We start from the raw sequence: 17624 nt of genomic DNA, 5'->3' as shown, positions 1-17624 counted from the left end.
GTTTGTTTAAACCTGCGTGAGGAAAAATGTAGTGGCTCGTCCAAAGAGTGAAGATAAAAAGCAAGCGTTACTGGAAGCTGCCGCCGCGGCTTTCGCCCAGTCCGGCATCGCCGCCTCAACGTCGGCCATCGCCCGCAGCGCCGGGGTTGCCGAGGGGACGCTGTTTCGCTATTTCGCCACCAAGGATGAGTTGCTCAACGAACTGTACCTCGCCATTAAGCTGCGCCTGGTGCGGATGATGATCGCCGGGCTGGATCCGGACGAAAAGCGCCCGAAAGAGAACGCGCGCAATATCTGGAACAGCTATATCGACTGGGGCGTGCGCAACCCGATGGAGCACAAGGCGATCCGCCGGATGGCGCTCAGCGAGCGCATCACGGACGAAACCCGCCGCCAGGTGAAAGAGAGCTTTCCGGAGCTCAACGAAATGTGCCAGCTGTCGGTGAAAGAGATATTCCTCAGCGAAGCGTATCGCGCCTTTGGCGATGCCCTGTTTCTGTCGCTGGCGGAAACCACTATCGAATTCGCCAGCCACGATCCGCAGCGCGCCCGGGAGATTATCGCCCTTGGCTTTGAAGCCATGTGGAACGCCCTGCATGAGGCGGATGCCAAATGACGCCGGAAACGCTGCACCCCTGCGCCCACCGTATCGCCCTGACCTACCCGTTTACCGAGCACTGCTGGCCCTTTGGGCCGGAGTACGACGTGTTTAAGGTCGACGGCCGCATCTTTATGATCACCATGACCATTCGCGGCCGGGCGCTGGTCAACCTCAAGGCCGAGCCGCAGAAGTCGCTGCTCAATCAGGAAATTTATCGCAGTATCGAACCGGGCTACCATATGAACAAGAAACACTGGATCACGGTGGTGCCGGGGGACGACATCAGCGAGGATCTGCTGGCCGAGCTGATTGACGACTCATGGCATCAGGTGGTGAACAAGCTGAGCAAAAAGGCCCAGCAGCGCCTGCGTCCGCGCTGATTTTCAGCCAAACGCGATAAGTGTTATCGCATTTTTCACCCTTATCATTTGGCGATCTTCGCTGTACTCTTCCTCTCCTGAACGCACCGGTAAGGTGCTGTAAACTGTGAGGAAGAGTTATGGATATCGTATCGGTCGCTTTGAAGCGCTATTCCACCAAGGCCTTTGACGCCACGAAAAAGCTGACTGCCGGGGAAGCGGAACAGCTGAAAACGCTGCTGCAGTACAGCCCGTCTAGCACCAACTCCCAGCCGTGGCACTTTATCGTCGCCAGCACCGATGAAGGGAAAGCCCGCGTGGCGAAAGCCGCCAGCGGTACCTACGTGTTCAACGAACGTAAAATTCTCGACGCCTCGCACGTGGTGGTGTTCTGCGCGAAAACCGCGATGGACGACGCCTGGCTGCAGCGCGTCGTGGATCAGGAAGAGGCCGATGGCCGTTTCGCCACCCCGGACGCAAAAGCCGCTAACCACAAGGGTCGCACTTTCTTTGCCGATATGCACCGCAAAGAGCTGAAGGATGACGATCAGTGGATGGCGAAGCAGGTGTATCTCAACGTCGGCAATTTCCTGCTGGGCGTAGCGGCGATGGGTCTCGACGCCGTGCCGATTGAAGGGGTTGATTTTGCGATCCTTGATGAGGAATTTGACCTGAAAGCCCAGGGCTACACCAGCCTGGTGGTGGTCCCGGTCGGCCATCATAGCGTTGAAGACTTTAACGCCTCCCTGCCGAAGTCGCGTCTGCCGCAGTCGACGACGATTACCGAGATCTAATCTCCCCACAAGGCGCCTTTAACCGGGCGCCTGTGGTGTCGCTTGTCAGTGCCGGGTGGCGGCTACGCCTGACCCGGCCTACATAACCCTCTCTATATCAGATGGTTAGCCCTCACCGTAGGCCCGCGCAAGCGCAGCGCCGCCGGGCGCGTTAATTTAATAAAGTAAAACTTGCGGGTGCTTTATACCGCAGGCTAACGCGTATCGCGTTAAGGTATCCAGACTGGCGCGGGTGATATTGGCTTCCATTCTGGAGACCGTTGGCGCACTCACCCCCATCCTCTGCGCCACCTGGGCTCGGGTCAGCCCCGCCTGCTCGCGCCATTGCGCCAGCATAGTACGTAATCGATGTTGACGTTCTTGCGCATCGAACGCAGCCTGAACCTCAGGCTGGCTGAGCAGTTCCGTTTTTAACGTATCCCAGTCAATGATCTTTTTACTCATTGCGCATCTCCTCTAATCGCTTCAGCGCCAGGCGAATTTCCGATGACGGGGTTTTTTGCGTTTTCTTGACAAAAACCCGTAGCAGAAAGAGCGTCTTGCCTTGCTGAAAAACGTAAATCCCCCGCCCCTGTACCGAACCTAACGCCCGAATTTCGAATAGCCCCTGCCCCAGCGGTTTACTATCAGGTTCTCTCAGCGCGGTGGGATTTTGGCGTAACTTGTCTAATTGCCTGATCATCTTCGCCTGGACAATGGCCGGAAGCGCCTGCAATTCCTTTTTAACGTCCACGTGCACAACCATTCTGAACATCAGACTCCCTTCCTCTAAATGTTAGCATATAAGGCAAATTGCCTTAAAGGCTAATTTTGCCGATGCCCGGCAAGCGTATGCGCATTTGCTGCCAATCGCAGAAAAACGTGCTGAAACTGGAATCATGGACGAAAAAAAGCCGCGACTTAGCGCGGCCTGAGTGGTTAGCGTTCTCAAAGCGAGGTTAGTTGTTCTCCACCTGCCTTTCACCCGCGTGCCAGATGCGCTCGGCATAACGGCCAATTACCGCCAGCGAGACGGCAAGGATCAGGAAAAACAGCACCTTGTGCATCCCGTTCCAGAAAAATTCAAAGAAGCGGGTATAGAGATTGATCGCCAGGAAGGTTAACCCAAAGCCGCGCAGCATTGCGTCATCGGTTTTCAGACTGATAAAAATGCAGACGCCGGCCGCCGCGGCAAACAGCAGCCCCCACGGCAGGAGTCGCGCCTGGCTTACGTTGTACCAGCTGTCAGCGTCGTAATTGCCGAAAATCGACAGGATCCACAGCGCAATAAACAGATACGTGAGGCCCATCGCCTTGCTGACGGTAAACAGCTGCCGCTGGCGAAGCAGGGACTGCGCGCCGTAGCAGAGCGCCAGCAGCGCGCCGCCGAACAGGACGAAGCGAATCGGGTAGTTCATGCCCAGCCAGTAGGCGCCCCACCCCGAGACGTAGCCGGTTTCCGCGCCAAACCAGTTGCCCAGCGCCAGCAGGAAAAAGAGCCACACCAGCCCGGAGCGGGCAGCATAGCCGATAGCGCCGTAAATCACGCATCCGGCCAGAAACAGCGGCGCGATATGGCCGCTGCCGTTATCCAGCCGTTCACCAAGCTGCCATAGCGCCACCGCGGTAAAGACGACGCCCAGAAACAAAATCGCCTCCGTGCTGTAGTGCCACTGCGTTTCCCGCCGCTGGCGGCGAAAACCCCAGGCGTAGCAGGCGACAGCCAGCAGCGCAGGTAGCAGGATCCGCGTCAGCGCCAAGCGGCTGAACAGGCTCAGCAGCCACGCCACCAGTTCATTGTCGGCGAACAGACTGCCCAGAGCAATCAGCACACACGCCAGCGCGGTCCAGAAGGCATAGCGGCTCAGGCGCCGCCAGTCAAAGGAGGAGACGCGCAGCGTTTGCGCCAGCCGCTGGCTGTCTGCCGGGGTTAACTCCCCGCTGGCCTGCCAGGCGTTCAGCGTGCGCTGAATAATGCGCTGCTCTTTTCGGGTTACGTTCATAGGCATTCCTTGAGACTGATGACAAACCTGTTTTCGCTAATGTGCTCGCCTTTCTGCGGGTGGCAGTTGCGCCTGACCCGGCCTACCTAACCATTTATATATCAGATTGTTACCCCGCAACCTGGGCCCGCGTAAGCGCAGCGCCGCCGGGCATGATATCAGGCTCGATACCCGTCATATTGCCGGGTGGCGGCTGCGCCTGACCCGGCCTGCGGTCCCTAATCACCGCCGGGCCTGGGGCTGCTGAAACTGCCGGTGTTGCGGCCTCAACATCGCTGAGACGTTCCCGGCAGGCCGGGGCAATACCCGAAGTTGGCACATTGCCAGCCATCTGATTCCTTGTGATTAATGTTGGTCCAGCCACGCCAGCGCCTGCTCGCCCGCCTCGTCCATCGGCAGGTAGACCAGCAGGCGCGAACCGTTGCGCGGCGCCGAATACCAGTACATCTGCTGCAGGCTGAATCGCCCGAGCTGCGGGTGGTTAAAATGTTTAATCTGGTTTTCCACGCCGCGCACCTCGTAGCGCTGATGCCACAGCGCGTCAAACTCCGGCGAGGCGGCGAAAAAGCGCGCCAGTTTGTTTTCCCATGCCGGATCGCCGCGGTGCTCGGCCATCGCGGCGCGGAAATAGGAGACGAAGGTCGGCAGCACATCGCGATTTTCGATCCGGCTGCGCCAGGTCTCATGGGTCAGATACAGATAAATGCAGTTGCGATCTTCTTCCGGGAGGGTGGCGAAATCGATGCCCATCAGGCGGCAGAAGCTGTCGTTCCAGGCCACAATATCAAAGTTCGGTTTTTGAATACTGGCCGGCTGCGGCATCAGGCTGTCGAGCATTCGCCGGGTGCCGGGGCTGATGCCTTCACATACCGTCACCTGGGTCGCTTCCGGCGGGGTCAGCCCGGCGAGTACGAACAGGTGCCGGGTCTCCAGCGGGCTGCACTGCAGGGCATTCGCTACCCCCACCAGCACCGCTTCCGACGGATTCACCTCCCGCCCTTGCTCCAGCCAGGTGTACCAGGTGACGCCGACGTCGGCGAGCATCGCCACCTCCTCCCGGCGCAGACCCGGCGTGCGCCGGCGGCCCACCCGGGGCAACCCCAGGCGCTGCGGATCGAGGCTCTCACGCCGGGCGCGCAGAAACGCCCCCAGCTGTTTGCGCCGATCGTCCGGCACGGCGAACGTCGACTCTCGTTGCGGCATCGTGGTCATCACCCCTCCAGCATGGTAGTTCCAGTACCAGTATAGACAGGAACTGGTACCCGTTTAATTTATCGGTAATGCTACGTCGGTCTGCTGAATGACGCAATGGAGAACCCCATGAAAACGTCTGCTGTTTCACCCGGCCGCGCCGGTCTGTGGCTGCTGCTGGGCGGCCAGATGCTGCCGCTTATTGATACCTCGATCACCAATGTGGCGCTGGACGCCATCACCCACACCCTGGCGGCCAGCGCCACGCAGCTGGAGCTTATCGTCGCGCTCTACGGCGTCGCCTTTGCCGTCTGCCTGGCGATGGGCAGTAAGCTTGGCGATAACTATGGCCGCCGTCGCCTGTTTATGTGGGGCGTCGCTCTCTTTGGCATCGCTTCCCTGTTGTGCGGCATGGCGAACAGCATCAGCGCCCTGCTGGCCGCCCGCACCCTGCAGGGCGCCGGGGCGGCGCTGATTGTGCCGCAGATCCTCGCCACCCTGCACGTCACCCTCAAAGGCCCGGCCCACGCCCGGGCCATCAGCCTGTATGGCGGGATCGGCGGGATCGCGTTTATCGTCGGTCAGATGGGCGGCGGCTGGCTGGTATCGGCGGATATCGCCGGGCTGGGCTGGCGCAACGCCTTTTTTATCAATGTGCCGATCTGCCTGCTGGTGCTGGCCCTGAGCCGCCGCTATGTGCCGGAAACCCGTCGTGAGACGCCGTCGCGGATTGACTGGCAGGGTACCCTGTACCTCGCCCTCATCCTCTGCTGCCTGCTGTTCCCGATGGCCCTCGGTCCGGAGCTGCACTGGCCGCTGTGGCTGCAGCTGATGCTGGTGGCGGTCCTGCCGCTGCTGTTCGCCATGCGTCAGAGCGCCCTGCGCCAGCAGCAGCGCGGCGACCATCCCCTGCTGCCGCCGCGTCTGCTGCAGTTGACCAGCATCCGCTTCGGGATGGCCATCGCCCTGCTGTTCTTCAGCGCCTGGTCCGGCTTTATGTTCTGCATGGCGCTGACCATGCAGGAGGGGCTGGGGATGGCGCCATGGCAGTCCGGCAATAGCTTTATCGCCCTCGGCGTGGCCTATTTTATTTCGGCGCTGTATGCCCCGCGGCTTATCGCCCGCTACAGCATGGGGCGGATCCTGTTGACCGGTCTGACGGTGCAGATCGCCGGGCTACTGCTGCTGTGCGCCACCTTCTCCCGCTTCGGCATCGCCACCACCGCCCTGACGCTGGTCCCCGCCACGGCGCTGATCGGCTACGGTCAGGCGCTGATCGTCAACAGCTTTTACCGCATTGGCATGCGCGATATCAGCGCCAGCGACGCCGGGGCCGGGAGCGCCATCCTCAGCACCCTGCAGCAGGCGACCCTCGGTCTCGGGCCGGCTATCCTCGGTTCGCTGTTTCTGGCGCTGGCCCGCCGCGGCGGCGGAAACTATCCGCAGGCGCTGATTGATTTTCTGCTGGTCGAGGTGGCCATGATGCTGTTGCTGGGGGCCATCGCGCTGTGGCTGCGCCATCATCTCAACCGACAGCCGGCGACGGCGGCGTCGTAATACCGGCGGCGGTAATTTGCATAATCGTTATCCAGCGGTCATCATACCCGCTGGATATTCAGGAGACGTTATGCAGGAATTAATATCGCAAATTGCCGCCTTAGGAATCGAAATAACCCCCACCCGCTCGCTGATGATTATCTTCGGCATTATCTTGTTCACCGCCGTCGCCGTGCATCTGATATTGCACAAAGTGGTCCTGCGCGCTTTTGAAAAACGGGCGTTGGCCAGCAGCCATCTGTGGTTGCAAATCATCACGCAGAATAAGCTCTTTCACCGACTGGCCTTTACCCTGCAGGGGATCATCGTTAACGTGCAGGCGGTGCTGTGGCTGCAAAAAGGCAGCGAGGCCGCGGAAATATTAACCACCGTGGCTCAGCTATGGGTGATGATATATGCCATGCTGTCCTTCTTCTCGCTGCTGGATGTGATCTTAAAGCTGGCGCAGAAATTTCCCGCCGCCTCTCAGTTACCGCTGAAGGGGATATTCCAGGGAATTAAGCTGGTGACGGCGATTATTATCGGCATCCTGATTATTTCCCTGCTGATAGGCCAGTCGCCAGCGATCCTGATTAGCGGGCTCGGCGCCATGGCCGCGGTACTGATGCTGGTATTTAAAGATCCGATCCTTGGTCTGGTGGCCGGTATCCAGCTCTCGGCCAACGATATGCTCAAGCTTGGCGACTGGCTGGAGATGCCGAAGTACGGCACCGACGGCGCGGTGATCGATATCGGCCTCACCACGGTCAAGGTACGCAACTGGGACAACACCATCACCACCATTCCAACCTGGTCGCTGGTCTCCGACTCATTTAAAAACTGGAGCGGGATGTCGGCCTCCGGCGGCCGCCGCATTAAGCGCAGCCTCAACATCGACACCACCAGCATTCATTTCCTCGATGAACAGGAGCAGCAGCGCTTGATCCGGGCGAAGTTGCTTAAACCCTATATGGATTCGCGCCACGAGGAGATTAGCGCCTGGAACCAGCAGTATGCCGGGGAGCAATCGGTCCTCAACGAGCGCCGAATGACCAATGTCGGCACCTTCCGCGCCTATCTGCAGGAGTATTTACGTCATCATCCGCGCATCCGCCAGGATATGACCCTGATGGTGCGCCAGCTGGCGCCGGATGCCAACGGCTTGCCGATCGAGATCTACTGCTTCACCAACACCGTGGTGTGGGCGGAATATGAGGGGATCCAGGCGGATATTTTCGACCATGTCTTCGCCGTGGTGGAGGAGTTTGGCTTACGCATTCATCAAACGCCCACCGGCAACGACATTCGCGCGCTGGCGGGGGCCTTCCCCCGCTGACCTCAGGCGCTGGCGCGGGCTATCACGCGCCAGTCCATCATCACCCGCTCGACGGCGGCGTCGGGATCGTCGATGCGTTTCATTAACAGACCCACCGCCGTGCGGCCGATCGCCCGGGAGGGCTGTTCAACGGTGGTCAGCTGCGGGGAGACCACTTCCGCCAGCTCGGTGCCGTCGAAGCCGATCACCGCGATATCCTCCGGCACCCGCAGCCCGGCCTGGTCAATCGCCCGCAGCGCCCCGGCGGCAAGGGAGTCCGATACGGCAAATACCGCGTCGGGCTTCTCATCTTGCGACAGCAGCTGCTCCATCGCCCGTTTACCGGCCGCCGCGCTAAGATCCTGCGCGTAGGTTACCTGCTGATACGCCAGACCGTGCACGTGCAGCACGCTTTTATAGCCGCGCTCGCGCAGACGAGCGTAGCGATAGCTGAGGTCGTGATTAATGAGCGCGATGCGCCGGCGGCCGCCGTCGGCCAGCCGGGACACCGCCCCCTGGGCCGCCTCGACGTCGTTAATCCCGACGCAGGAGATGCTGCCGGTGTCGGCATACTCCGCGCACTGCACCCAGGGCGCATCGCCAATCATGGTGGTCAGTTCCGGCAGGCTGGAGAGCGCGTTCATGGTGATAATGCCATCGACCATTTTGCCGGAGAGCAGCTGCAGGCCGGAGGTCGAGCGGGCCAGATCCGACCCGGAGTTACACAGCAGAATGCGGTAGCCGTTCTTTTCCGCCTCTTCTTCTATCCCTTTCACCACCTCGGCGCAAAAGGGGTTAGCGATATTGGAGACCATCACCAGGATCATATTGCTGCGGGCGGTTCGCAGCTGTCGCGCCAGCAGGTTCGGCTGATAGTTGCTCTCTTTGATCGCCTGCAGCACGCGCTCACGGTTTTTGGCTTTTACCGTATCGCTGTTGTTCAGCACCCGCGACACCGTGGCCACCGAAACGCCGGCCAGACGAGCAATTTTCTGAATAGACATAAACCCTGCACTTCCTGCGATAGAGGTGGATCCTGCAGGCTATCATAAATGACCTCTGGTTGGCCTGCCAGCCTGGCGCGCAAGCGCGGCTCAGTAAGACGGTGTCTCGGGAAACTATTAATAATCAGGGCTTCTCTCCCGCCCCGTTAACGCGCATCCTTTTGCCGTTTCATATGCTTATTAGCGCAGGAGGCGCAACAGACCGCCTGCGCCCCATTTGTGCTTTTATGATTAAGGATGATATCCCCATGAGGCTCTCCACCGCGATTCTCGCCCTCAGCTGTGCCCTGGTAACGATCACCGGCTGCACCTCGTCAAAATCGTCACCGGAACGCCACGCCTACGCGTTCGTCGCCCACCGATCCGATTTTGTCGGCGGCAACTTCACCGTCAACCGTCAGGAAAATTACCGTTTAAACCTGCCAACCTTCACGGCGATGTACGCCCGCGGCCAGCAGGATAAAGCCGCTGGCATGAGCGAAAGCGACGCCCGCCGCACCGCCGAGGCCATCAAACAACAGGCGGCGCAGGGCACCCGCACCGAGCACGCCTTTACCGGCAACGCCAGCGACAAATGGGATAATGCGATGGAAAATAAAGATGCCGTCCTGTTCGGCAATGAGCTCTCCGGGGCCTATCTCGACGGCTATCTTGGGGTGAAATAACCCGGCGGCGCGCGTCCTGCGCCCCGCCAGAATTCAGCGTTCGACGCTCACCCAGCGCTGCTGCTGATGGCTTTTGACGATCGCCTCGATGATGTACATCACATCGGCGCCGTCGTCGAAAGCGGCGAAGCGCCGGGCCCCGGCCTCCGGCATCTTCCCGGCGCGCACCGCCTGATAAAAATGGCCCATCATATTCTTAAAGGCGTCCGGCCAGCCCTCAATATGGCCGCCGGGGTAATGGGCGCTGTCAGCGATCTCCGGCCGCAGCAGGCTGGGGTCGTCGCTGAGCCGCCGATCCGGCTGCTCGCGATGGCCAATCCACAGCCGCTGGGGCACTTCCTGATCCCAGGCCAGAGAACAGCGGCTGCCGTTAATCTCCACCGCCAGACGGTTTTTCCGCCCGGCGCTCACCTGAGAGACCATAAAGCTGCCTTTGCTGCCATCGTCAAAACGCAACAGCACTGAGCCAAAGTCCTCGGTATCGACAGGCCGGGTTTCATATCCCTGCGCCTCGTGAACGGCGCTGAAGGTCGCTTTGCCATTCACTGGCGCTTTACGCGTCGGCCAGACGATAGACAGATCCGCCATCACCTCGACAATCCGCCGACCGGTCATAAACTGCACGGTATCGCACCAGTGGGAGCCGATATCGGCCACCGTCCGCGACGCGCCGCCCTGCGCCGCATCAACCCGCCAGTTGTAGTCGGTCTCCAGCAGCATCCAGTCCTGTAAATAGCTGCCGTGCGCCGCGAAGATTCTGCCGACATCGCCATGGCGGATCATCGCCGCCGCCTGCTGGACCATGGCGAACTGGCGATAGACGAAGCTGACGCCGTGCACCACGCCGGCCCGGGCGGCAAGCGTCACCAGCTCCCGCGCCTCCTCCGCCGTCATACACAGCGGTTTTTCGGAGAAGACGTGCAGCCCGGCGGCGAGGATCTGCCGGTTAATCTGGGCATGCAGATGGTTCGGCGTACAGTTATGCACCACCTGCAGCCCCGGATGGGCCAGCAGCGCCTCCACGCTGTCGTAGGCATGGGCAATATTCAGCGCTCGCGCCTTGCGCTGCGCCGCCTCAAGGCTGCTGTCGCACAGCGCCACCACCTCGATATCCCCCAGCCGCCGCAGCGCCTCCAGATGCGCCGGACCAATAAACCCTGCCCCGATAATCGCGACCTGAATCATATTATTCCCTCCCGCCGGCGGCAAAGTCATCGAAGGCCCGCCCGGCAACGGGAATGATATGGCGACGAATAAACTCGCTGCCCTCGCGCGCGCCGGTCTCGGCGTCCTTCAGGCAGCACTCCCACTCCAGCACCGCCCAGCCGTCAAAATCATATTCGGTCAGCTTACTGAACACCCCTTTGAAGTCGATCTGCCCGTCGCCGGGAGAGCGGAAACGGCCAGCCCGCTGCTGCCAGGGCTGATAGCCGCCGTAGACGCCATTGCGCCCGTTGCGGCGAAATTCGGCGTCCTTGACGTGAAACGCTTTAATACGCGAATGATAGATATCGATATAGGTCAGGTAGTCCATCTGCTGCAGATGCAGGTGGCTCGGGTCATAGAGCATATTGCAGCGCGGATGGTTATCCACCCGCACGAGAAAACGCTCAAAGGTCACGCCATCATGCAGGTCTTCGCCGGGGTGGATCTCGTAGCAGACATCAACGCCCTGCTCGTCGAAGAGGTCCAGCAGCGGCCGCCAGCGCCGGGCCAGCTCGGCAAAGGCCTCATCCAGAAGCGGCTGATTGTGCGGCGGCCATGGATAAAAAAAGGGCCATGCCAGCGCCCCGGAAAAGGTCGCATGGGCCTTCAGCCCCAGGCGACCGGAGGCCACCGCCGCCTGCTTGACCTTCTCCACCGCCCAGCGCTGGCGCGCCTGCGGATCGCCATGCAGCGCCGCCGGAGCAAAGGCGTCAAACGCCGCGTCATACGCCGGATGCACCGCCACCAGCTGTCCTTCAAGGTGGGTGGACAGCTCGCTGATCGCCAGCCCATGCTCCGCCAGGACACCGCTGACCTCGTCGCAGTAGGTCTGGCTCGCCGCCGCCCGATCGACATCGAAAATCGCCGGGTGGTTACAGGGGATCTGCAATGCCTTGTACCCCAGGCCGGCGGCCCACTGCGCCACCCCCTCCAGCGTGTTAAACGGCGCCTGCGGGCCGATAAACTGCGCCAGAAAAATGCCCGGTCCCTTAATCGTTTTCATACCCCCTCCTGAAAAATTAGTGCGGCTCTTTCTCGTTGTACTGGAAAGAGAAAAGGAAAATCAGCGCGATAACCGCGGCGGCCACCGCCGGGATCCACCAGAAGGTCACCCAGGCCTGCGGCACGCTCTGCCCGGCCACCAGATGGTTATACAGCGCGCCGGAGATCTGCGAGCCCAGCAGCATGCCGATCCCGTAGGTGAACATCACAATCATGCTCTGCGCCTGGCCTTTGACCTTCTCGCCCGCCACGCGGTCGGTGTAGATAAAGCCGACGACAAAGAAAAAGTCATAGCACACGCCGTGCAGCAAAATGCCGAGATAGAGCAGGAAGCGCCCCTCTTCGCTGACGCCGAGGGCGAAAAAGGCATAGCGCACAAACCACGCCGCCATGCCGATAAGCAGCATGTATTTCACCCCGAGGCGACGGAACAGCAGCGGGATCACCAGCATAAAGACGATCTCTGACATCTGGCCGAAGGACATCGCGGTGCTGACATCCTTAACGCCGGCATCCGCCAGATACGACGCGGTATAGGCGTAATAGGTACCTAACGGCACGGAAATTAAGGTGGCGCAGAGGGAAAAAATCAGGAAATGGCGCGTTTTCAGCAGCGCGAAGGCGTCCGCGCACAGCAGATCGCGAAACTGAACCGGCATGCCTTTGGCCGGCGCCGGGGTGTGGGGCAGCGTCAGGCTGTAGATCGCCAGCGCCACCGAACAGAGCGCCGCCAGGGTGAAGATGCCGGTGGTGTCAGAGATGCCGGTCACCCCGATGCAGATCCCGGCGATAATCCAGCCGATGGTGCCGAACACGCGGACCACCGGAAAGGTTTTATCGACGTTAGCCAGGCTGTGGAAGGCGATATTGTTGGTCAGCGCCAGGGTCGGCATGTAGCACAGCGTATAGCCGAACAGCAGGCCAATCAGCAGCGCGCCGTTCTGCGCCACCAGCGCCTGGGGGACAAACCACAGGATCGCCGCCCCGGCCAGGTGCATCACCGCCATCACCTTCTGCGAGGCGAAAAAGCGATCCACCAGCATCCCCAGCACAAAGGGAGACAGGATGGAGGCGATCGGCCCGGCGGAGAACGCATCGCCGATCAGCAATGACATCTCATAGCGGGTCATGACCAGCCCCAGGGTCACCGACCAGCTGCCCCAGATAAAGAACTGCATAAACATCATTAACGACAGCCGCGGCACCAGAAAACGGTGGCTCACGCGGACACTTTCCCGACCTTCTGTTGTTGTGACCATGTTGCTCGCCCTCAGAAAAGTAATCGATTACAAAATCGCTCAAAACAAAAGTAATCGATTACAAAAAGAAGATCGCCAGGCAAATGCGCCACCTGCGAAGAGGATCACAATAAAAAGGCAGGCAGCCCCGCCGGACGGCGGGGCATCTCGCTTACGCCGGGCGGCGCAGCAGTTTGAAGGCGATAAACAGGAACAGGATCCACACCGGCAGCAGGATCGCCGACAGGCGCATCCCGTCGATCGTGCACATCAGCGCCAGAATCAGCCCAAGGAAAGCAATGCAGAAGTAGTTGCTGGCGGGCGCCAGCAGCGCTTTAAACTTCGACTCACGCCCTTTGCGGCGCTGGGCGGCGCGGAACTTCAGGTGCGCCATGCAGATCATGATCCAGTTCAGCAGCAGCGTCGCCACCACCAGGGCCATCAGCAGTCCCAGCGCTTCATGCGGCAGCAGGTAGTTCAGCACCACCACCAGCGAGGTGATAATTCCCGAGAGCAACAGAGAGTTCACCGGCACGCCGCGCTTGCTGACGCGGGCGAGGAAGGTCGGCGCATTGCCCTGCACCGACAGGCCGAACAGCATCCGGCTGTTGGAGTACACGCCGCTGTTATACACCGACAGCGAAGCCACCAGAATGACGAAGTTCAGCGCGGACGCCACCAGGTTGCTGTCGAGATGATGGAAAATCATCACAAACGGGCTGCTGTCGGATTTGATCTCCACCCACGGGTAGAGCGCCAGCAGCACCACCAGCGAACCGATATAGAACAGCAGGATACGATAAACCACCTGGTTGACCGCTTTCGGAATGCTCTTTTCCGGATTTTGCGCTTCCGCGGCGGTGATGCCGATAAGCTCCAGCCCGCCGAAGGAGAACATGATCACCGCCAGCGACAGGATAAGACCGTGCCAGCCGGTGGCAAAGAAACCGCCGTGCTTCCACAGGTTATCGAAACCCGCCTTGCTGCCGCCGTGGCCGCCAAACAGCATCCACAGGCCAAAGGCAATCATGCCGATAATCGCCAGCACTTTTATCAGCGCGAACCAGAACTCCGCTTCGCCATACAGGCGCACGTTGACCAGGTTGACGGCGTTAATAATGAGGAAGAAGGCCGCCGCCCAGATCCAGGTCGGAACGTCGGGCAGCCAGTACTGCATGTAGATCCCGGCGGCGGTCAGCTCCGCCATTCCCACCAGCACGAACATCACCCAGTAGTTCCAGCCGGACAGGAAGCCGGCGAACGGGCCCCAGTATTTGTAGGCAAAGTGGGCAAAGGAGCCGGATACCGGCTCTTCCACCACCATTTCGCCCAGCTGGCGCATGATCAGAAAAGCGACAATCCCGGCCACCGCGTAGCCCAGCAAGACCGCCGGGCCGGCCATTTGAATCGCCGGACCAATGCCGAGAAACAGGCCGGTGCCAATCGCGCCGCCAAGGGCGATAAGTTGAATGTGTCGGTTCTGTAAACCGCGATGAAGCGTCGGGCCGCTCTCTTCTACGGCATCCGACGACGTTGACGCGTCTTTCACGTCGTTCCCCTGTGTGTTTTTGCGAAGGGGCACCTTTTATCACTTAGGGGGGATTGTCGCAAGTTGCGTGGGGCTATGGCGGCGGCTAGATTCCCCCCACGCTTGCACGATCCCAGGCCGGGCAAGGCGTCGTCGTCCGGCACATACGCGGTTGACTACCCGCTCTCTTTGCCCGGTGGCGCTGCGCTTACCGGCCCTACGCAGACGCCTGTAGCCCGGTCAGGAAAACTTAATATCGCACCATCACCGACTTCAGCTCCGTATAATCATCGATAAACGCGCTGCCGAATTCGCGCCCGATGCCCGAGCCCTTCATGCCGCCGAACGGTACCGCCGGGTCGAGGAAGGTATGCATATTGACCCATACGATGCCGGCCTCAATCGCCTCCGAGTAGCGTAGCGCCTGACGAATATTATCCGACCAGACGCTGGCCGCCAGGCCATATGGCGAAGCATTAATTCGCGCCAGCGCCTCGTCTTCACTGTGATAGCCGATAAAGCTGCACACCGGGCCGAAGGTCTCCTCGCGCATCAGGGTGCTCTCTTCACTGCGGACTTTAACCGCGGTCGGCTGCAGGAAATAGCCCTCCCCCGGCAGCGCTTCGCCGCCGCAGACGATGGTATCGCCCTCGTCGCGGGCGGTCTGAATGAGCCGCAATACTTTTTCATGCTGCTGGCGATTGGCCAGCGGCCCCATCAGCGTGCGCTCATCCAGCGGCGATCCCGGCGTGAAGGCGCTGAGTCTTTCTTTCAGCAGCGCCAGCACCGCATCCAGTTTGCCCTGCGGCAGATAAAAGCGCTCCGCGGCGGCGCAAATCTGCCCCTGGTTCAGGTAGCCGGCTTCAAGAATGCCGTTGACCATCGCCTCCGGCGTCAGGTCGTCAAGAAACAGCGCGGCGTTTTTGCCCCCCAGCTCAAGGGTCACCCGTTTACCGAAAGCGCCAGCCGACTGCTGGACTTTCTCGCCGGTGGCCACCGAGCCGGTGAAGCTCACCTTGGCGCAGGCCGGATGGGTAATCAGCCGCTGAGCAATCTCGCCGCCGGCGCCGTTGACCACGTTAATCACCCCGTCCGGAATACCCACCGCTTTCGCCAGCTCCGCCACGCGCAGCAGCGTCAGCGGCGTATACTCGCTCGGCTTGAGGACGATGGTGCAGCCGCAGACCAGGGCCGCCGCCAGCTTCCAGACGGCAATCATGATGGAGAAGTTCCACGGCACGATGCCCACCACCACCCCCAGCGGCTGGCGGCGGGTGAAGGCGGTATATTTCTCCCCGGCCATCGACGGCAGCGACACATCCAGCGTTTCGCCGGTCACTTTCCCCGCCCAGCCGGCGAAGTAGCGCAGGAACGCGACTGATTGATCCAGCTCTAACATCCGCGCCAGGGTGATGGTCTTACCGGAGCAGAGACTTTCCAGCTGCGCCAGCGCTTCGCGATGCTCAGCCAGGGCATCCGCCAGCTTCAGCAGCAAGGTTCCGCGCGCCAGCGTCGGCATTTCGCGCCACTGACTAAACGCCTGGCGGGCGCTCTCTACCGCGCGGTCCGCCTGGTCGCTATCCGCCGCGGTGACCTCGGCGATCGCCCGCCCGGTGGCCGGGTTGATCACCGCAAACGGCGCGCCGCGGCCCGCCTCTCGCTCACCGGCGATAAACTGCCCGTGCGGCTGGCGTAAAAAGGCGGTCACTTCCGCCAGTAAGGTTATCTCGCTCATCGTCAGTACCCGTTTTTTCAGCAACGTTGGCCCATCACAGCACGGCTTCCCGCCGCCGCCCATCGTTCTAAAGAACGTCATTCTTCCGGACGATATTCAACGCCCGCGCGGCATGCTGTGATGAGGCACTTGAGCGAGGCAAGACCACAGGGTAACGCGATGAACATCAAAATCGATGCGCTGAACTACTACGGCGCGACGAAGAAATACCACCTCCATTTTCCGGCGCTGCGGGAAGATATTGAAGCCGACGTGGTGATTATCGGCGGCGGCTTCTCCGGCATTAACACCGCCCTTGAACTGGCGGAACAGGGCATCACCAACGTGGTGGTACTGGAAGCGCGCCATCTCGGCTACGGCGGCACCGGGCGCAACGGCGGCCAGGTGATGGCCGGTATCGGTCACGATATCGAAGCGGTAAAAAAGCACGTCGGCAAAGAGGGGCTGGAGACGCTGTTTAAAATCGCCAACCTCGGCGCAGGCATCATTCGCGAGCGCATCCGCAAATACAACATCGACGCCGATTTCGTCCCCGGCTACGGCTACCTCGCCTATAACCAGCGGCAGCTCAAAACGCTGCGCCAGTGGGAGAAAGAGTTTAAGGCCGCCACCCCGGATGAAGATATCGAACTGTATACCGGGAAAGAGGTGCAGCAGGTGGTCGGCTCCGAGGTCTACTGCGGCGCGCTGAAACATATGGGCGGCGGGCAGATCCATTCGCTCAATATGCTCCTCGGCTCGGCGCAGGCCGCCCATTCGCTGGGGGTGAAGATCTTCGAATCCTCGCCGGTGGTGGAGGTGAATTACGGCAAACAGGTGCGGGTACGGACCGCGATGGGCAGCGTCAAAGCCGCCAAACTGCTGTGGGCCTGCGACAGCTTTCTCAACAATATGGAGCCGGAGATCTACAACAAAACGCTGGTCACCTACTCCTACCAGGTATCGACCGAGCCGCTCTCCGATGAGCTGATCGAGCGCATCAGCCCGCTGCGCGGCGCCTTCAGCGATATTCGCCCGGTGATTAATTATTACCGCGTCACCCGGGAAAACCGCCTGCTGTTCGGCAGCGCCACCCGCTTTGTGGAGTATACGCCGAACGATTTCGCCGCCTGGAACCGCACCCTGCTGGCGGAGGTCTTCCCCTATTTGAAGGATGTGAAGATCGATTTCGCCTGGGGCGGGCCGATGGCCTGTAGCGCCAACCTGTTCCCGCAGATCGGCACCCTACGCGATCACAACAACGTCTTTTACGTCCAGGGGTACTCCGGCTTCGGCGTCACCCCGTCGCACATCGTGTGCAAAATCCTCGCCGAAGGGATCAACGGCGGTTCCGACCGCTATCGTCTGCTGAGCAGCATCCCCCACGCGACCATCCACGGCCGTGACAGCCTGCGCTTGCTATTAGTCACCGCCGGAAAACTGATGCATCAAACCGCCGGTTTCTGGAAAGGCCGGAGTTAACCAGGAG

17 protein-coding genes are annotated in these 17624 nt (G+C 60.7%); 7 read left to right on the top strand and 10 right to left on the bottom strand.

The window, feature by feature from the left end:
- The first annotated feature begins 31 nt into the window (after positions 1-31).
- The 3 genes from ACOI7D_RS18440 to nfsB all read left to right on the top strand — a co-directional run bounded on the left by ACOI7D_RS18440 (position 32) and on the right by nfsB (position 1754).
- Positions 32-616 carry a TetR/AcrR family transcriptional regulator gene (locus ACOI7D_RS18440; RefSeq protein ID WP_023288732.1) on the top strand — a complete coding sequence of 195 codons (585 nt, stop codon included), beginning with the start codon at positions 32-34 and terminating at the stop codon, positions 614-616.
- The gene (locus tag ACOI7D_RS18435; protein ID WP_004202487.1) at positions 613-981 is read left to right on the top strand and encodes an MmcQ/YjbR family DNA-binding protein; all 369 of its coding nucleotides are present in this window, start codon (positions 613-615) and stop codon (positions 979-981) included. The genes ACOI7D_RS18440 and ACOI7D_RS18435 overlap by 4 nt, the downstream gene beginning before the upstream one ends.
- A gap of 119 nt (positions 982-1100) precedes the next feature.
- Positions 1101-1754 (top strand): oxygen-insensitive NAD(P)H nitroreductase, encoded by a 654-nt coding sequence (gene nfsB, locus ACOI7D_RS18430; RefSeq protein WP_023288731.1) that lies wholly within the window; start codon positions 1101-1103, stop codon positions 1752-1754.
- 156 nt (positions 1755-1910) lie between these two features.
- Here the strand turns inward: nfsB and ACOI7D_RS18425 are convergent, their stop codons facing one another.
- From ACOI7D_RS18425 to ACOI7D_RS18410, 4 genes are all read right to left on the bottom strand, one after another.
- Complete coding sequence (locus ACOI7D_RS18425) at positions 1911-2198, bottom strand: helix-turn-helix domain-containing protein (protein ID WP_049013658.1); 288 nt, start codon at positions 2196-2198, stop codon at positions 1911-1913.
- Entirely contained in the window at positions 2191-2508 is a 318-nt protein-coding gene (locus ACOI7D_RS18420) for a type II toxin-antitoxin system RelE/ParE family toxin (RefSeq protein WP_049013659.1), read from the bottom strand. Before ACOI7D_RS18420 ends, ACOI7D_RS18425 begins: the two co-directional genes overlap by 8 nt.
- Positions 2509-2692: 184 nt before the next feature.
- The gene (locus ACOI7D_RS18415; RefSeq protein ID WP_109546575.1) at positions 2693-3736 is read right to left on the bottom strand and encodes a DUF2157 domain-containing protein; all 1044 of its coding nucleotides are present in this window, start codon (positions 3734-3736) and stop codon (positions 2693-2695) included.
- A 345-nt stretch (positions 3737-4081) separates the two neighbouring features.
- A complete protein-coding gene (locus ACOI7D_RS18410) occupies positions 4082-4948 on the bottom strand; it encodes a helix-turn-helix transcriptional regulator (RefSeq protein WP_117140809.1) in 867 nt (288 codons plus the stop codon).
- A gap of 108 nt (positions 4949-5056) precedes the next feature.
- Here ACOI7D_RS18410 and ACOI7D_RS18405 point away from each other — a divergent pair, with 108 nt between their 5' ends.
- Positions 5057-6484 carry an MFS transporter gene (locus ACOI7D_RS18405; protein WP_048296961.1) on the top strand — a complete coding sequence of 476 codons (1428 nt, stop codon included), beginning with the start codon at positions 5057-5059 and terminating at the stop codon, positions 6482-6484.
- A gap of 70 nt (positions 6485-6554) precedes the next feature.
- Positions 6555-7799 (top strand): mechanosensitive ion channel family protein, encoded by a 1245-nt coding sequence (locus ACOI7D_RS18400; RefSeq protein WP_281166491.1) that lies wholly within the window; start codon positions 6555-6557, stop codon positions 7797-7799.
- A gap of 2 nt (positions 7800-7801) precedes the next feature.
- Here ACOI7D_RS18400 and ACOI7D_RS18395 read toward each other — a convergent pair whose 3' ends face one another.
- Positions 7802-8782: a LacI family DNA-binding transcriptional regulator gene (locus tag ACOI7D_RS18395; protein ID WP_109546578.1), complete on the bottom strand. Its 981-nt coding sequence runs from the start codon at positions 8780-8782 to the stop codon at positions 7802-7804.
- 248 nt (positions 8783-9030) lie between these two features.
- Here ACOI7D_RS18395 and ACOI7D_RS18390 point away from each other — a divergent pair, with 248 nt between their 5' ends.
- Positions 9031-9447: an Exc2 family lipoprotein gene (locus tag ACOI7D_RS18390; protein ID WP_023288721.1), complete on the top strand. Its 417-nt coding sequence runs from the start codon at positions 9031-9033 to the stop codon at positions 9445-9447.
- A gap of 33 nt (positions 9448-9480) precedes the next feature.
- Here ACOI7D_RS18390 and ACOI7D_RS18385 read toward each other — a convergent pair whose 3' ends face one another.
- The 5 genes from ACOI7D_RS18385 to ACOI7D_RS18365 form a co-directional block, all read right to left on the bottom strand.
- Positions 9481-10632: a Gfo/Idh/MocA family protein gene (locus tag ACOI7D_RS18385; protein ID WP_087776295.1), complete on the bottom strand. Its 1152-nt coding sequence runs from the start codon at positions 10630-10632 to the stop codon at positions 9481-9483.
- Between the two features lies 1 nt (position 10633).
- A complete protein-coding gene (locus tag ACOI7D_RS18380) occupies positions 10634-11656 on the bottom strand; it encodes a sugar phosphate isomerase/epimerase family protein (RefSeq protein ID WP_109546579.1) in 1023 nt (340 codons plus the stop codon).
- Positions 11657-11672: 16 nt separating this feature from the next.
- Positions 11673-12878 carry an MFS transporter gene (locus tag ACOI7D_RS18375; protein ID WP_072096478.1) on the bottom strand — a complete coding sequence of 402 codons (1206 nt, stop codon included), beginning with the start codon at positions 12876-12878 and terminating at the stop codon, positions 11673-11675.
- Positions 12879-13065: 187 nt separating this feature from the next.
- Positions 13066-14442 (bottom strand): phenylalanine transporter, encoded by a 1377-nt coding sequence (gene pheP / locus ACOI7D_RS18370; protein WP_023288717.1) that lies wholly within the window; start codon positions 14440-14442, stop codon positions 13066-13068.
- A 229-nt stretch (positions 14443-14671) separates the two neighbouring features.
- On the bottom strand, positions 14672-16156 hold the full coding sequence (locus tag ACOI7D_RS18365; RefSeq protein WP_109547565.1) for an aldehyde dehydrogenase family protein: 1485 nt from the start codon (positions 16154-16156) through the stop codon (positions 14672-14674).
- 159 nt (positions 16157-16315) lie between these two features.
- On the opposite strand from ACOI7D_RS18365, the gene ACOI7D_RS18360 reads away from it, so the two are divergent.
- Positions 16316-17617 (top strand): NAD(P)/FAD-dependent oxidoreductase, encoded by a 1302-nt coding sequence (locus ACOI7D_RS18360; RefSeq protein WP_023288715.1) that lies wholly within the window; start codon positions 16316-16318, stop codon positions 17615-17617.
- Positions 17618-17624 lie beyond the last annotated feature (7 nt).

Origin of the sequence: Klebsiella sp. C360, from assembly GCF_048822415.1 — a bacterium.
GTDB lineage: Bacteria > Pseudomonadota > Gammaproteobacteria > Enterobacterales > Enterobacteriaceae > Klebsiella > Klebsiella quasipneumoniae.
The sequence above is the reverse complement of the archived record's forward strand: the minus strand, read 5'-3'. Positions and strand labels throughout refer to the sequence as shown.

Excerpts from the sequence above, each read along its gene's own strand:
- ACOI7D_RS18435 (WP_004202487.1), top strand. The coding sequence starts at position 613 with ATGACGCCGGAAACGCTGCACCCCTGCGCCCACCGTATCGCCCTGACC.
- nfsB (WP_023288731.1), top strand. The coding sequence starts at position 1,101 with ATGGATATCGTATCGGTCGCTTTGAAGCGCTATTCCACCAAGGCCTTT.
- ACOI7D_RS18425 (WP_049013658.1), bottom strand. The coding sequence starts at position 2,198 with ATGAGTAAAAAGATCATTGACTGGGATACGTTAAAAACGGAACTGCTC.
- ACOI7D_RS18420 (WP_049013659.1), bottom strand. The coding sequence starts at position 2,508 with ATGTTCAGAATGGTTGTGCACGTGGACGTTAAAAAGGAATTGCAGGCG.
- ACOI7D_RS18415 (WP_109546575.1), bottom strand. The coding sequence starts at position 3,736 with ATGAACGTAACCCGAAAAGAGCAGCGCATTATTCAGCGCACGCTGAAC.
- ACOI7D_RS18410 (WP_117140809.1), bottom strand. The coding sequence starts at position 4,948 with ATGACCACGATGCCGCAACGAGAGTCGACGTTCGCCGTGCCGGACGAT.
- ACOI7D_RS18405 (WP_048296961.1), top strand. The coding sequence starts at position 5,057 with ATGAAAACGTCTGCTGTTTCACCCGGCCGCGCCGGTCTGTGGCTGCTG.
- ACOI7D_RS18400 (WP_281166491.1), top strand. The coding sequence starts at position 6,555 with ATGCAGGAATTAATATCGCAAATTGCCGCCTTAGGAATCGAAATAACC.
- ACOI7D_RS18395 (WP_109546578.1), bottom strand. The coding sequence starts at position 8,782 with ATGTCTATTCAGAAAATTGCTCGTCTGGCCGGCGTTTCGGTGGCCACG.
- ACOI7D_RS18390 (WP_023288721.1), top strand. The coding sequence starts at position 9,031 with ATGAGGCTCTCCACCGCGATTCTCGCCCTCAGCTGTGCCCTGGTAACG.
- ACOI7D_RS18385 (WP_087776295.1), bottom strand. The coding sequence starts at position 10,632 with ATGATTCAGGTCGCGATTATCGGGGCAGGGTTTATTGGTCCGGCGCAT.
- ACOI7D_RS18380 (WP_109546579.1), bottom strand. The coding sequence starts at position 11,656 with ATGAAAACGATTAAGGGACCGGGCATTTTTCTGGCGCAGTTTATCGGC.
- ACOI7D_RS18365 (WP_109547565.1), bottom strand. The coding sequence starts at position 16,156 with ATGAGCGAGATAACCTTACTGGCGGAAGTGACCGCCTTTTTACGCCAG.
- ACOI7D_RS18360 (WP_023288715.1), top strand. The coding sequence starts at position 16,316 with ATGAACATCAAAATCGATGCGCTGAACTACTACGGCGCGACGAAGAAA.